Origin of the sequence: Caenispirillum bisanense (assembly GCF_039523075.1) — a bacterium.
GTDB classification, from domain to species: Bacteria; Pseudomonadota; Alphaproteobacteria; order Rhodospirillales; family Rhodospirillaceae; genus Caenispirillum; species Caenispirillum bisanense.
Window position 1 is genome coordinate 26,129 of the sequence record NZ_BAAAEP010000014.1, and the last position, 12,613, is coordinate 38,741.

The 12,613-nt window shown below is 71.8% G+C and carries 13 protein-coding genes and 1 tRNA gene; 7 read left to right on the forward strand and 7 right to left on the reverse strand.

Annotated elements, in window-relative coordinates; all coding sequences use genetic code 11:
• Positions 1 to 81: 81 nt before the first annotated feature.
• From ABD056_RS08365 to ABD056_RS08375, 3 genes are all read right to left on the reverse strand, one after another.
• Positions 82 to 792 carry a hypothetical protein gene (locus ABD056_RS08365; RefSeq protein WP_343866099.1) on the reverse strand — a complete coding sequence of 237 codons (711 nt, stop codon included), beginning with the start codon at positions 790 to 792 and terminating at the stop codon, positions 82 to 84.
• A gap of 295 nt (positions 793 to 1,087) precedes the next feature.
• Positions 1,088 to 1,588: a GNAT family N-acetyltransferase gene (locus tag ABD056_RS08370; RefSeq protein ID WP_343866100.1), complete on the reverse strand. Its 501-nt coding sequence runs from the start codon at positions 1,586 to 1,588 to the stop codon at positions 1,088 to 1,090.
• Positions 1,589 to 1,664: 76 nt separating this feature from the next.
• On the reverse strand, positions 1,665 to 2,804 hold the full coding sequence (locus ABD056_RS08375; protein ID WP_343866101.1) for a hypothetical protein: 1,140 nt from the start codon (positions 2,802 to 2,804) through the stop codon (positions 1,665 to 1,667).
• A 338-nt stretch (positions 2,805 to 3,142) separates the two neighbouring features.
• Here ABD056_RS08375 and ABD056_RS08380 point away from each other — a divergent pair.
• The 6 genes from ABD056_RS08380 to ABD056_RS08405 all read left to right on the forward strand — a co-directional run bounded on the left by ABD056_RS08380 (position 3,143) and on the right by ABD056_RS08405 (position 8,542).
• Positions 3,143 to 3,219, forward strand: a tRNA-Arg gene (locus tag ABD056_RS08380).
• Between the two features lie 154 nt (positions 3,220 to 3,373).
• On the forward strand, positions 3,374 to 4,396 hold the full coding sequence (locus ABD056_RS08385) for a nuclease-related domain-containing protein (RefSeq protein WP_343866102.1): 1,023 nt from the start codon (positions 3,374 to 3,376) through the stop codon (positions 4,394 to 4,396).
• Positions 4,397 to 4,506: 110 nt separating this feature from the next.
• Entirely contained in the window at positions 4,507 to 5,181 is a 675-nt protein-coding gene (locus ABD056_RS08390; RefSeq protein WP_343866103.1) for a CHAP domain-containing protein, read from the forward strand.
• Between the two features lie 128 nt (positions 5,182 to 5,309).
• The gene (mutL, locus tag ABD056_RS08395; protein WP_343866104.1) at positions 5,310 to 7,181 is read left to right on the forward strand and encodes a DNA mismatch repair endonuclease MutL; all 1,872 of its coding nucleotides are present in this window, start codon (positions 5,310 to 5,312) and stop codon (positions 7,179 to 7,181) included.
• A gap of 37 nt (positions 7,182 to 7,218) precedes the next feature.
• On the forward strand, positions 7,219 to 7,716 hold the full coding sequence (locus ABD056_RS08400) for a hypothetical protein (protein WP_343866105.1): 498 nt from the start codon (positions 7,219 to 7,221) through the stop codon (positions 7,714 to 7,716).
• Between the two features lie 28 nt (positions 7,717 to 7,744).
• On the forward strand, positions 7,745 to 8,542 hold the full coding sequence (locus ABD056_RS08405; RefSeq protein ID WP_343866106.1) for a hypothetical protein: 798 nt from the start codon (positions 7,745 to 7,747) through the stop codon (positions 8,540 to 8,542).
• Here ABD056_RS08405 and ABD056_RS08410 read toward each other — a convergent pair.
• On the reverse strand, positions 8,526 to 9,698 hold the full coding sequence (locus ABD056_RS08410) for a DUF2125 domain-containing protein (RefSeq protein ID WP_343866107.1): 1,173 nt from the start codon (positions 9,696 to 9,698) through the stop codon (positions 8,526 to 8,528). The genes ABD056_RS08405 and ABD056_RS08410 overlap by 17 nt on opposite strands.
• A 115-nt stretch (positions 9,699 to 9,813) precedes the next feature.
• On the opposite strand from ABD056_RS08410, the gene ABD056_RS08415 reads away from it, so the two are divergent.
• Complete coding sequence (locus ABD056_RS08415) at positions 9,814 to 10,419, forward strand: gamma-glutamylcyclotransferase (RefSeq protein WP_343866108.1); 606 nt, start codon at positions 9,814 to 9,816, stop codon at positions 10,417 to 10,419.
• An 84-nt stretch (positions 10,420 to 10,503) separates the two neighbouring features.
• Here the strand turns inward: ABD056_RS08415 and ABD056_RS08420 are convergent, their stop codons facing one another.
• The 3 genes from ABD056_RS08420 to ABD056_RS08430 all read right to left on the reverse strand — a co-directional run bounded on the left by ABD056_RS08420 (position 10,504) and on the right by ABD056_RS08430 (position 12,489).
• Positions 10,504 to 11,184, reverse strand: coding sequence for a hypothetical protein (locus ABD056_RS08420; protein ID WP_343866109.1), 681 nt, complete (start codon positions 11,182 to 11,184; stop codon positions 10,504 to 10,506).
• A gap of 218 nt (positions 11,185 to 11,402) precedes the next feature.
• Positions 11,403 to 11,828, reverse strand: a complete 426-nt coding sequence (locus tag ABD056_RS08425; RefSeq protein WP_343866110.1) for a hypothetical protein — start codon at positions 11,826 to 11,828, stop codon at positions 11,403 to 11,405.
• A gap of 256 nt (positions 11,829 to 12,084) precedes the next feature.
• A complete protein-coding gene (locus ABD056_RS08430) occupies positions 12,085 to 12,489 on the reverse strand; it encodes a hypothetical protein (protein ID WP_343866111.1) in 405 nt (134 codons plus the stop codon).
• Positions 12,490 to 12,613 lie beyond the last annotated feature (124 nt).

The window sequence follows — 12,613 nt, forward strand, 5'->3', positions numbered from 1 at the left end:
CATGGCGGCGGTCAAGGGGGCGCCAGGGCCTATGACGAAGGGCAGGGAGGGGGCGTGCGGCCAGGGGCTTGCGCGGCGGCGTCAGTCGTTGTTGCGGTAGTAGTAGGTGACGGTCACCGCCGCATGGGCAAAGGCCGCCTCCCACTCCTCCGGCGGCAGCTCGGGGGCCGGCGGGCAGTCGGCCGGGGCCAGGGTGCAGGTGAGCGGGCCGAGCCCGAAGGCACTCGGCCAGCGCTGGTCGTAGACCACACGATCGCGCACCGCCGCGGCATGGCCGATGCCGGCATCCACCGCCGCCGCCGCCGCCTCCGGCTGGGTCTGCAGGAAGGTGAGCATGCGCTGGGTCATCTCGTCGCCGGCCAGCAGGAAGGCGCGCTTGAACAGGGCGTGGTTGTGCATCAGCTCCACCCGCCCGGACTCGTCGGTGAAGCGCAGGGCGTCGTACCAGGCCAGGGTGGCGATGGTGCTGATCATCTCCAGGTAGCTGGCCATGTCCGCGGGATCCTTCGGCTCCAGGAACTGGCCGGCGTAATCCATCGCCTCCAGCGGCGTGACGCTGAGGATGTCCTTCTGGAAGGCGAGCATGAAGTCGCGCAGCTCCGGCACCATGGCCCCGCCCTGCGCCTCGCTCTGGGCGATCAGCCTGGTGACGTGGCGGTGGCGCTGCATCCACTCCGGTTCCTGGGCCTGGGTCTGGGTCTGGGCCTGGGCCTGCACCTGCGCCGTCCCCGCCGTCAGCACCACCGCGCCGCAGATCACCGCCGCCGCCAGCATCGCGGCAGCCCGTCGCATCCACCCCATGTCCGCTCCCCTTCCCCCGGATAGGCCCCGCCCGTGCTTAGCACGCGGCGCCGGACCCGTCGCCTGCCCGGACGGCATGCGGCGGCAGCGACCAAAGGGGGGCGATGGTCGGAAGGACGGTGCGGCGGGGGAAGACGTTGGTGCGCCCGGCGGGATTCGAACCCACGGCCCCCGGATTCGGAGTCGGGATGCCAGAGAGCGGCTAGATGTTTGATCCCCGCATCAAACTGGCCGAGCCTCCGGAGTCGTTCGACCACCTGCCGGCCGGGACCGCCGGAGGCGGTGCTCAGGCGGTGGCGCCGAAGGCCGGGTGGAAGGTCACCCGGCCGCTCGGCACCGCCGCGCCGAAGGGCAGCACCAGGAACACCTCCGGCGGCACCCCGTCGAGGATCACGCCGGGATCGGTGCGGAAGCCGAACCAGGTGTAGTAGGCCGGATCGCCCACCAGCATGCAGCCGGCGGCGCCGGCCTGTCGCAGCCGGCCGAGCCCTTCGCTCATCAGGGCGCGGCCGATGCCCTGGCGCTGGCAGTCCGGCCGCACCGACAGCGGCCCGACGCCGTACCAGCCGGTGGCGCCGTCGCTGACGGTGAGCGGGGAGAAGCCGACGTGGCCGACAACCGCGCCGTCGCGCTCCGCCACCAGCGACAGGGCGAGCGCCCCGGCGGCGCGCAGGGCGTCGACGATCAGGTGCTCGGTCTGGCGGCTGAAGGGGTGGTCGCGGAAGGCGGCGGCGGTGACGGCGGCGATGGCATCGCGGTCGGCCGGGGTTTCGTCGCGCACGATCATGGTGGTGCTCTCCCTCAACGAAACAGGCGCCCGCTCCGGCCGGAGGGGCGCCTGCTGGTCATTCCGGCGCGAGGCCTCAGCGCACGAACACCTGCACCTGCGGCGCCGCCACGTCGGCGCTGGTGGTGGCGCTCAGGCGGATGCGGTCGCTGCCGAGGCCCATGTCGGTGAGCGAGCGCACCACCTTTTCCGCATGGCGGCGGGCGGTGTTGGCGTTCAGCGCCTCTCGGCCGCGGATGGCGTTGCTCGGGCTGACCGACACCACTTCCACCCCGGCCATGGGGTTCTGCGCCAGGGCGCCGCTGAGGGCGTTGTAGAGCGCCGGTTCGTAAGCGACGTTGGGATTGTCGAAGTTGATGACCACCAGCGGCTGACCGCCGACCCGCGCGGCCGGCAGGCCGGCGGTGGGGCCGAGGGCGCCGAGCGTCGGCTGGTTGGACGACAGCACCATGCTGCGGTAGCCGAGCGACTGGCCGTAGGTCTGGCCGGTCTTGATGGCGACCGCCAGGGTGTTGAGGTTGTTGCGCTCGTTCGCGACGTAGGTCTGCTGGCGGGCGATGTCTTCCGACAGTTCGGCCAGCAGGCGGTCGATCAGCACCACCGTCTGCGCCGTCTCGTCTTCCAGGGTGCGCAGCTGGGCATGATCCAGCTCCACCGCGCCCGACAGGTTGTAGGCGGCGCGCACGCTTTCCAGCAGGTAGGCGGCCATGGCGCTGTCGGAGGCGATCTGCGTCGACAGCTGGTTCATGTAGGCGACGTTGCCGTTGATGCGGTCCAGCTCGCCCTGGGCCTGGTTCCAGCGCTGCACCAGCAGCGGGTTGCCGGGGGTGGTGCCGACCTGCAGGCGGGCGTTGATGGTCGCCATGCTCTCGTGATAGCCGGCGCTGTCGGCCATCACCGCGTTGCGCAGCTGCTGCAGCTCGCCATTGCGGTTGCGCAGGGTGCCCTGCAGGGCCAGAAGCTCGCTGCGGAACTGCTGCACCTTCTGGCCGACGAACGTGCCGCTGGGCTGGAACGAGGCGACCTGGGACGGCTCGAAGGTGGTGGTGCCGAGGCTCGGCGGGGAGGAGACGAACGACGACCCGCCCATGCCCGACGCCGCGCCGACCGACTGGCCCGTCCCGTCGGCGGGAAACAGGGCGTCGGTCGCGACGGAGCATCCGGCGAGGGCAAAGGTCGCGCCCACCAGGAAAAGACCACTCTTCGACAGCGCCATCGAGCTTTACCTTTTTATGGTTCGGTCCCGGCCAGGGTAATCGAATAACAACTTGTTCCAGCCCGGAAAAACGCGCGCATTCCCCCGAAAGGCTTATGGGCGGGGAGTGTACTGAAAGGGATGATGGGGAACAAGCCGCATTTGCGCCACAAACACCGCCCGTCCGCCGGGCCACTCGCCGGGCAGGCGCGCCGCCGGTCCGGGGGTGTCGGCGGGGTGGGAGCGGGCGGCGACGGGGGCTGACAAAAAAATGCAGCATGGTGCGTTTTTCTCTTGCACGCCCCCTCAGGCCGCGATACATACAGCGCCCTCGGCGGGACGCACCGCCGAAGCAAAAAGCGCCCGTAGCTCAACTGGATAGAGCACCTGACTACGGATCAGGAGGTTGGGAGTTCGAACCTTCCCGGGCGCGCCATGAGGCCTCAGGGGCTAAACCCCTGGGGCCTCTTTGCTTTGCGCGGTCAGCAAACCTCGGCTGGGTCGGAGGGACCATGACCTTCGGCTGGTTGCGCCGTCGCCCGCAGGCTCGTTAGGACAGACATCTTCTGACCTAGGGGCGGGCGAGACCGATGATTCTGAAGGAACTGGACCCCTTCGTCGCGAACGACCGGTTCGGCGCGGCGGGGCGCAAGGCGGAGGAGCAGGTCGCCTTCTACCTGCGCCGCGGCTTCGGCCGTGACGAGGAAATCCGCGTCTTCAACGGCATCCGCCTGGAACACGACGGCGATGCGGCGCAGATCGACCATCTGGTCATGCACCCGCACGGCTTCATCATCATTGAAAGCAAGAGCGTCAGCGACAGCGTCGAGATCGACGCCAACGGCCACTGGACGCGCTGGTTCGACCGCCGGCCCCAGGGCATGCCGTCGCCGCTCAACCAGGCGCGTCTGCAGGCGGAGTTCCTGCGCCAGGTGCTGGCGGACCGGCTGGTCGACGGCAGCGGCCTGCGGGGGTTGATCTCCGGCGGTGTCGAGGCGCGCACCTATGATCTGCTGGTGGCAATCTCCGACAACGGCCGCATCCGCTGCAAGGGCGCGCTGGACCCCGCCATCATCAAGGCCGACGAAGTGATCGACAGCGTCCGCGCCGTGGTGGACAGCCGACGTCCGCGTCTGCGCATCGCCCGCTCGGTGATGGAACTGGGCCTCAAGGAGATGGACCGCATCGCCGATTTCCTGGTGGAGAACCACCGGCCGCTTCCGGCCCGCGCCGCCCCTGCCGCCGTCGCTCCCGGTCTTGCCGAGCCGCCGCCGCCCGCCGTGGACCTGACGCCGCCGCCTCCACCGCCCCCACCGCCGGTGACGGTGAGCGCTCCCCCGTCGCCGCCGTCGCCGGAGCCCGCCGCCGCCGGAGTCGCCTGCGGCAAGTGCGGCAGCGCCGCCGTGGAAGGGCGCTGGGGGCCCTATGGCTATTATGCGAAATGCCGCGACTGCGGCGGCAACACGGCGCTCAAGCCGGTGTGCGCAGCCTGCGGCAAGCCGGCCCGGGTGCGCAAGCAGGGGCCGGAGTTCCATGCCGACTGCAAGGCCTGCGGTACCTCGGCCCTGCTGCTCGTCAATCCGGCCGATGCCGCCGCTGTCGGCGGCGGATGACATCAAGATGTAGAGAAATTTGCCGCAATTTGAACCATAGGCATTGACGGGAGGGGGGCGCTTCCTCACACTCCCTGCCGTCTACCACTGTCGACCCCGGACTAAGACGGATGCTCCTGCGACGCCAGACCGACGCCGCTGCCACCCGCAAGACCACGGCCCCGGGCCGGGTCCTGATCGCGCTGAAGACGCTGCTGGCGGTGGTCTTCTGCGTTGCCCTGTCCGGTGCCCCCGCCGATGCCGCCGACAAGTCCGCTGCGAAGCCGCCCAAGCCGGTGACCAAGCCGGTGCAGGCGCGCATGACCCTGCCGGCGGAAAAGCCGCGGCCGCAGGCCCAGTCGACCACCCGCGCCCAGCGCTGGACCTGCGTGCAGTACGTGCAGGCCTACGGCGACGTCAAGCTGCGCGGCGACGGCTGGCAGTGGTGGGACAATGCCGCCGGCCAGTACGACCGCGGCCAGACCCCGAAGCCGGGCGCCGTGCTGGTGCTGAAGCGCACCGGCCACCTGCGGTCGGGCCATGTGGCCATCGTCTCCAAGGTGATCGACAAGCGCACCATCCTGGTCGACCACGCCAATTGGGGGTGGAGCCGCGACACCAAGGGCCGCGTCCATGTCGGCATGCGGGTGGTGGACGTCAGCCCCAAGAACGACTGGTCGCAGACCCGCTTCTGGTTCGAGCCGGGCAACACCCTCGGCAGCCGCACCTATCCGGCCTATGGCTTCGTCTACTCGCCGACGCCGAAGCGCCCCGGCCTGCCGGAAACCCGCGGCGCCCGCGGCTGACGCCCGCCGCCGCCGGTCCTGTGGCGGGTCTCTCCTCCTTCGTTTATGTTGCGGCCCCGGGCCGCAGCCAATACCGTATGTGGTGAGCCGGCCGCTGCCGGCCCTGACCCCATGCGATGAGAGTGCCTGTGCCCCTGCGTCTGCTGCCCCCGACGCTCATCAACCAGATTGCCGCCGGCGAGGTGGTGGAGCGCCCGGCCTCCGCCGTCAAGGAACTGGTGGAAAACGCCCTCGATGCCGGCGCCCGCCGCATTGATGTCACCCTGGCCGACGGTGGCCGCTCCCTCATCGTGGTGCAGGATGACGGCGCCGGCATGACGCCGGCTGATCTGGCGCTGTGCGTGGAGCGCCACGCGACGTCGAAGCTGCCCACCGACGACCTGTTCGACATCGGCTTCCTGGGGTTCCGGGGCGAGGCGCTGCCGTCCATCGGCTCGGTGTCGCGGCTGACCCTCACCAGCCGCACCCGCGACTCCGACAGCGCCTGGCGCCTCACCGTCGAGGGCGGTGCCAAGGGCGAGCCGGAACCGGCCGCCGGCGGCCCCGGCACGCGGGTGGAGGTGCGCGACCTGTTCTACGCCACCCCGGCCCGGCTCAAGTTCCTCAAGGCGCCGCGCACCGAGACGCAGCACGCCGCCGACGTCATCAACCGGCTGGCCATGGCCCACCCGGAGGTCGCCTTCAGCCTGAGCGACGGCACCCGCAGCGTGGTCAAGCTGGGGGCGGCCCAGGGCGACCTGTTCGCCCGCCGGCTGGACCGTCTGGCCGGCGTCATCGGGCGCGAGTTCTTCGACAACGCCCTGCCGGTGGAGGCGGAGCGCGAGGGCATCCGCCTCACCGGCCACATCGGCCTGCCCACCTACAACCGCGGCAACGCCCAGCAGCAATACCTGTTCGTCAACGGCCGGCCGGTGAAGGACCGCCTGCTGACCGGCGCGGTGCGCGGCGCCTACCAGGATTTCCTGGCCCACGACCGCCACGCGGTGCTGGCGCTGTACCTGGACCTGCCGCCGCGGGAGGTGGACGTCAACGTTCACCCCGCCAAGGCCGAGGTGCGGTTCCGCGACTCGGCGCTGGTGCGCGGGCTGATCGTCTCCGCCCTGCGCCATGCCCTGGCCGCCGCCGGTCATCGCGCCTCCACCACCGTGGCGCTGGGGGCGCTGGGCGCGGCCCGGCCGGAGGGGGAGGAGGCGGAGATGCGCCGCCCGGCGCTGCCGCTCGGCCGCAGCGGCGGTCAGGCGGCATGGAGCTGGACGCCGCCGCCGCGCCCGGCCGCCGGCGATCTGGCTGCCGCCTTCGCCGCCCAGGCGCCGCAGGGCGGGTTCTTCGAGCCGGCCGGCCGCCTGCCCAACCTGTCGGCGCCGCCGCAGGCCCGCGATGCCGGCCCTGCCGCCGAGGCGCCGCGGCGGGCGGCGGCGGAGCATCCCCTTGGCGTCGCGCGGGCGCAGCTGCACGGCACCTATATCGTCGCCCAGACGGCGGACGGCATCGTCATCGTCGACCAGCACGCCGCCCACGAGCGGCTGGTCTACGAGCGCATGAAGCAGGCACTGGCCGACGGCGGCGTCGCCCGCCAGGGCCTGCTGCTGCCCGAGGTGGTGGAGATGGACGAGGCCGATGCCGACCGGGTGGCGGCGCGGGCGGAGGAACTGGCGGCCCTCGGGCTGGTGATCGAGCCCTTCGGTCCCGGCTCCATCCTGGTGCGCGAGGTGCCGGCGCTGCTGGGCGACTGCGACGTCAAGGGCCTCATCCGCGACCTCGCCGACGAACTGGCGGAACTGGGCGAGGCGCTGGCGCTGAAGGACCGGCTGGCCGACGTCTGCGGCACCATGGCCTGTCACGGCAGCGTGCGGGCCGGCCGGCTGCTCAATGCCGAGGAAATGAATGCCCTCTTGCGCCAGATGGAAATGACGCCACACTCCGGCCAGTGCAACCACGGCCGGCCGACCTACGTCGAGCTGAAGCTGAAGGACATCGAGCGCCTGTTCGGCCGCCGCTGAGGCCGCCGACGGGGGGCGGAGCGGAAGGGAAGACGTCATGCGGGCGCGGGCCCTGGTGGTGCTGGCACTGGTCGGGTGGGGATCGTGCGGGGGCGGCGCGGCGGCCCTGGCGGCGTCGGCGGCGGCGGCAGCGTCGGGGCCGAACTACGCCCTGCTCGACACCATGGCCGAACGGGCCGATGCCTGCGATCAGGCGGTGGAGAAGGACTATGCCACCGGCGTGCCGGTGCGCATGACGGCGGCGCTGGAGGTCCAGGCCCGCTGCCTGGAGGATGTGGCGGCGGCCCTGGCGGCGGAGTTCTACCCGCCCGATGCCTTCGGCGACGGCGGCATCCGCGCCCGCGTCGCCGACCTGCGCGCCACCTACGGCCGGCTCTATGGCGCCGTCCATACCCGGCCGCTCACCTGCCGCGGCCGCCCGTGCGGCGACATCTATCAGGTATGGGCGGCGGAGGCCTATGTCTCGGCGGTGCGGGCGCTGGTCGATTCGATCATCGACCGGGTGAAGGACCAGAGCCCCCTGCACCAGCCCTGACCTGACCCCAGACGAGGCCCCGCCCGCCGTGCTGCGCGAAGCCCTTACCCACTGGCTCACCCCGTGCCCGGCGCCCTTGCGCCGGCTCGGCTACCTGCATGACCTGATCGCCGTCGAGGCCCGCAGCCGCCGCTGCCGCGCCGCCTGGCTGCCGCATCTGGAGGCGACGCGGGCGCAGGTGCGGGCGGCGGTGGCGGCGGCGCCGGGGCGCGATCTGTGCGTCGTCGTCGGCGCCGGCCTGCTGCTCGACGTGCCGCTGGCCGATCTGGCGGCGGCCTTCCGCCGGGTGGTGCTGGTGGACATCTGCTGGCTGCGCGCCAGCCGGCGGCAGGCGGCGCGGTTTCCCAACGTCACCCTGGTCAGCCGCGACGTCACCGGCGTTGCCGCTGCCTGCCTGGGGGCGACGGCGATCCCGCCGGTGCCGGCGGCCGACATTCCCCATGCGGCGGAAGCCGACCTGCTGCTGTCGCTCAACTGCCTCAGCCAGCTGCCGCTCAACCCCCGCCACGCGCTGGAGTCGCTGGACGAGGCGACGCCGGAGGCGCTGGACGTCTTCTGCCGCGCCATCGTCGCCGCCCATGTGCTGGCGCTGGCGCAGGCGCCGGGCCTCGCCCTGCTGGTCACCGACGTGGCGGCGGAGCGGGTGCTGGTGCGCGACGGTCAGGCGCTGGGCGAAGACCTGCTGTTCGGCCATCCGCCGCCGCAGGGCGGGGACAGCTGGTGGTGGGATCTCGCCCCGGCGCCGGAGGAAGACCGCCGCTGGCACCTGCGCCACCGGATGGTGGCGGGGCGGGTGGGGGCCGGCGCCGTTACTTCGGAGCGGTGATCTTGGGTGGGGTCGGCGTGACCTCGCCCTCGCGGCCGATCTCGAAGCCGGGCTTGATCTCGCCGCGGCCGGGCGGGGCGTCGCCGCCCCAACGCAGGGGCGGCAGCTGCATCAGCGCCACCGGGCCGAGGTAGAGCATGCGCTCCTGCACCGATACCGGCAGTTCCAGGGCCAGCGGCCCGCCGTCGGGCGGCTGCTTGGCCATGGCGCCCAGCACCACCTTGGCGATGCTGGCATCGCGCGAGCGGATGGTGCCGGCGCGCTCCAGCTGGTCCAGCGCCTCGAAGAAGCCGCGCAGCTGGGCCGAGAACGCCGCCTGCGGCTGCAGCCAGTCGTCCAGCGCCACGGTGCCGACGGCACCCAGGCTGAGCGGGCGGGCGACCAGGGTCAGGCGCTCCACCTCCATCACGCCGCCGGCCTCGCTCCACTGCCGCAGGCGGGAGCGGATGTCGCTGCCGGGCGGGATCTGGCGCGGAATCACCGACCGCAGGGTGGCCTCGTCGATGGTGTCGCCGAACGGCAGGCCGAGGCCGCGCGGCAGCCGCAGGTCGCGCAGGGTGCCGTCGAGCGCCGCCCAGATGCCGGTGTCGCTGGCTTCCTTGCGCTCGAAGATGCTGGCGCGGCCGCCGGGGTTGCGGATCAGCGCCAGGTCCAGGCTGGCCAGTTCCAGCGGCCCCGTGTCGGCCAGCCCGTCGACCCGCACCGAGCGCAGGGCGAGGCTGCCTTCCTCCACCTGGCCGTCGCGGCTGACCACCAGCGTCAGCACGCCGCTGCCGGCGTTGGTGCGGGTGGCGAAGACGCGGCGGTTGGCGACGAAGTTGGTGACGTGTTCCCCCGGCGCGGTGAACACCAGGGTGCGCGGCTTCCATGGTTCCACCATCACCCGCAGGACCGGCGCCGCCCAGCCGCCGCCGCCCTGGTCGGCGGGAAAGCGCAGCTGCGGGTCGCTGACCGTCAGCACCACCCGGGCCGGGAAGCCGGTGGTCTGCATGTCGCTCCAGTACACCTGATAGCCCTGGGCGCGCTGCTGGTCGGCCCAGCTGCGCACCGCCTGCTTGGCGGTGTCGGCGGCCAGGAACCACAGGCCGGTGTAGATCGCCGCCAGCACGGCGAGCAGGGCGAAGGCGGCGGCGAGCGGGACGAGGCGGTTGTTCATGCGGCTTGTCAGGCGCTGTTCCTTCGGCACACCATGGGGCGGCCTGTGAGGGGGTCTCGACTCTGTCTCCAAAACGGATGATTCGAAAGGATTATTTTCGCGTGAGCAGCGTGTCATGAGCGGCGGCGGGGTGCCGCCGATGCCGGCCGGCTTCCTTCCCGGCGGCAGTGCGGAGGGAGAGTTCTGGGTGTTCGCCTACGGCTCGCTCATGTGGCGGCCGGGCTTCCCCCACGAGGAGGAGCAGCCGGCGCTGGTGCGCGGCTGGCACCGGGCGGCCTGCATCCTGTCGGTGCGCTACCGCGGCACGCCGGAAGTGCCGGGGCTGGTGGTCGGCCTCGACCGCGGCGGCGCCTGCCGCGGCCGCGCCTATCGGGTGGCCGCGGCGGAGCGGGCGGCGGTGATCGACTACCTCGATTCGCGCGAGCTGGCGACCGGCGTCTACCGCCGCCGCAACCTTGCCTGCATCCTGGCCGACGGCCGCCGCGTCTCCGCCTACGGCTATGTCGCCGATCCGGCCCACGACCAGTACGCCGGCCACTACACCACCGCCGAGAAGGTGCGGGTGATCCGCCAGGGCGTCGGCTGGGAAGGCCGGTCGCGCGACTACATCGCCAACACCATCGCCCAGATGGAGGCCATGGGCATCCGCGACGGCCACCTGCACGCCCTGCTGCGGGTGGTGGACGGCGAGGAGGCGGTGGACGGCGCCCTCGGGCGCTGACCGCCACGGCCGGCAAGCAAAGCCCGCCCCGGCGGCGTGCCGGGGCGGGCGTTGATGCTGGACTTCAGTCCGTCAGGCGCGGCCTTAGCGGAAGTCGGGCAGGCGCTCGGCCGGGACCGAGTCGCGCAGGTGGACGATGCGCTCGTACCAGCCGCTGCCGTCGTGGGCGAAGCCCGGACGCCACTGGTCGGACCGCTCGATGAAGGTGGAGCTGCCGCCCACACCGCTTTCATCGGGCACGGTGCGCACTTCCATGGCGCTGCTCCAGGCCGGGTCGACCACCACTGACACCTCGCTGGAGGTGGTCAGGTTGCTGCGTTCCGGGGCCAGCATGTAGTAGCTGCCGTCATCGCTGCGCAGGTAGCCGGGGCGCCACACGTCGCTGCGCACCACCTGGGTTTCGGTGCCGGCGCCGCCGGCCATCTGGCCGCGGGCGTCGGGGCGGATGGTGTAGTAGGTGCCGTCGCTGTCGCTGGCCATGCCCGGCTGCCAGGAATCGCTGCGCTCCACCTGGGTCGGATAGGCGCTGCCGCCGGACGTCATGGCGCTGGCACCGCCGTCGCGGCTGATGACCATGGTCTGGGTGCCGGACTCGATCTGGTCGGTCACCACCATGACGGTGCCGCCTTCGGGGATGCCGGTGATGTTGATGCTGGCGGTGCCCGGGGTGATCTGCTCGAACACGCCGTCGGCCAGGGCCGGGGCGGCCAGGGCAGTCATGGCGGTCAGGCCGCCGGCAAGGGCAAGGGTGCGGTTAAGACGCATGGACCTGTCTCCTTTGTCCTCGGGCCGCAGGGCGACGACGATGGCAAGTGCGTCGCCGGTGCTGCGGCTGGTCGTTTGGCGGAGTAACGACTCGAAGGGCGAGGTGGTTCGCGGGTCGCTTGTCCTGCTCCGCCTGTTCTGCCCGGCTACCGCGAAAGGCCCGCCCCGCGCCGGGCGGGAGGCGGGCCGTGGCGATGGGGTCGCGGGCGGCGGGCGCCTTACTGCGGCGTCTGGGCGCTCTGGATGATCATGATGTAGTCGCCGTCATCGCTCTTCATGTAGCCGGGCTGCCAGCTGTCGCTGCGCAGCACGGTCACCGAGTCGCCGGTGGCTTCCTGGGCCGGCACCAGCATCACGTAATCGCCGTCGGAGCTTTTCACGTAGCCGGGCTGCCAGGCGTCGCTGCGCAGGACGGTCATGGGCATGCCGTCGGCCTCGTCGCGGGTATCGGGCACGATCATGCGATAGCTGCCGTCGTCATCCTTGGTGAAGCCGGGGCGCCAGGTATCGCTGCGCAGCACCTGGGTCTCGTAGCCCTGGCCGGTCATGTCGGCCGCCTGGCCCTGGGCGACGGCGGGAACGGCGGCGGTGCCCAGCAGGGCGGCCATGCTGCCGGCGAGGGCGAGGGTGCGGGTGGACATCATGTCGTGTCTCCTTGCGCTGGCGGGCCGGCGCCGGATGGGGCGCGGCGGACCCGCGGTTGCGTTTGCCATATGTCGAACCAACGCAGGGAGAGGCGACGGGTTTCCGCGCAATGCTCGCGCGGCGGCGCTGCGGGCAAGGAAAAGCCGGCGGCTCCCGGGGGAAGGAGCCGCCGGCCTGCGCCGGTCGGGACAGGAGGATCAGGGGAAGCATCGGCCGTCCCGGCCGGGTGAAGCGTGGGGTGGGTGCGGCGAAGGCTCAGTTCACGCCGGCGCCGAGGCGGACGTAGCGGTTGCCGTCGCGCAGGGTGCCCGGCTGCCAGCTGTCGGACACCTCGGCCACCGCCGGGGCGTCGTCGCCGCCGCCGACCGGGGTCTGCACCAGGCGGTAATAGGTGCCGTGGTCGTTGCTGAAGCCCGGCGCCCACACGTCGCTGGTTTCCACCTTCAGGGTGGAGCCGCCGCTGCGGGCGCCTTCCACCAGCACATGGCGGACATAGGTGCCGTCGCCGTTGTTGAGGAAGCCGGGGCGCCAGGTGTCGCTGACTTCGGTGCGCAATTCGGCCGCCTGGGCGGAGGCGGGGGTGACGAGGCCAAGGCCGGCGCCGAGGGTGAGGGCGGCGGCGGCAAGGGCGGCGGAGCGGAACAGGGTCTTGCTGGTCATGTCGGATCTCCCGATCTTGGGCTTGGGGATCAGCGAAACTAAACGGTGCAGTTCGCTGCGGTGATCCCTATGTACGCCCTGCCGACGACCTTTGCAAGATCAAACTGAACCGTTTAGTATCGTG

Bases quoted from the DNA above. Each gene is read 5' to 3' on its own strand.
- ABD056_RS08400 (WP_343866105.1), top strand. From the start codon at position 7,219: ATGCGGGCGCGGGCCCTGGTGGTGCTGGCACTGGTCGGGTGGGGATCG.
- ABD056_RS08375 (WP_343866101.1), bottom strand. From the start codon at position 2,804: ATGGCGCTGTCGAAGAGTGGTCTTTTCCTGGTGGGCGCGACCTTTGCC.
- ABD056_RS08425 (WP_343866110.1), bottom strand. From the start codon at position 11,828: ATGATGTCCACCCGCACCCTCGCCCTCGCCGGCAGCATGGCCGCCCTG.
- ABD056_RS08410 (WP_343866107.1), bottom strand. From the start codon at position 9,698: ATGAACAACCGCCTCGTCCCGCTCGCCGCCGCCTTCGCCCTGCTCGCC.
- ABD056_RS08420 (WP_343866109.1), bottom strand. From the start codon at position 11,184: ATGCGTCTTAACCGCACCCTTGCCCTTGCCGGCGGCCTGACCGCCATG.
- ABD056_RS08370 (WP_343866100.1), bottom strand. From the start codon at position 1,588: ATGATCGTGCGCGACGAAACCCCGGCCGACCGCGATGCCATCGCCGCC.
- ABD056_RS08385 (WP_343866102.1), top strand. From the start codon at position 3,374: ATGATTCTGAAGGAACTGGACCCCTTCGTCGCGAACGACCGGTTCGGC.
- ABD056_RS08430 (WP_343866111.1), bottom strand. From the start codon at position 12,489: ATGACCAGCAAGACCCTGTTCCGCTCCGCCGCCCTTGCCGCCGCCGCC.
- ABD056_RS08390 (WP_343866103.1), top strand. From the start codon at position 4,507: ATGCTCCTGCGACGCCAGACCGACGCCGCTGCCACCCGCAAGACCACG.
- ABD056_RS08365 (WP_343866099.1), bottom strand. From the start codon at position 792: ATGCGACGGGCTGCCGCGATGCTGGCGGCGGCGGTGATCTGCGGCGCG.
- ABD056_RS08415 (WP_343866108.1), top strand. From the start codon at position 9,814: ATGAGCGGCGGCGGGGTGCCGCCGATGCCGGCCGGCTTCCTTCCCGGC.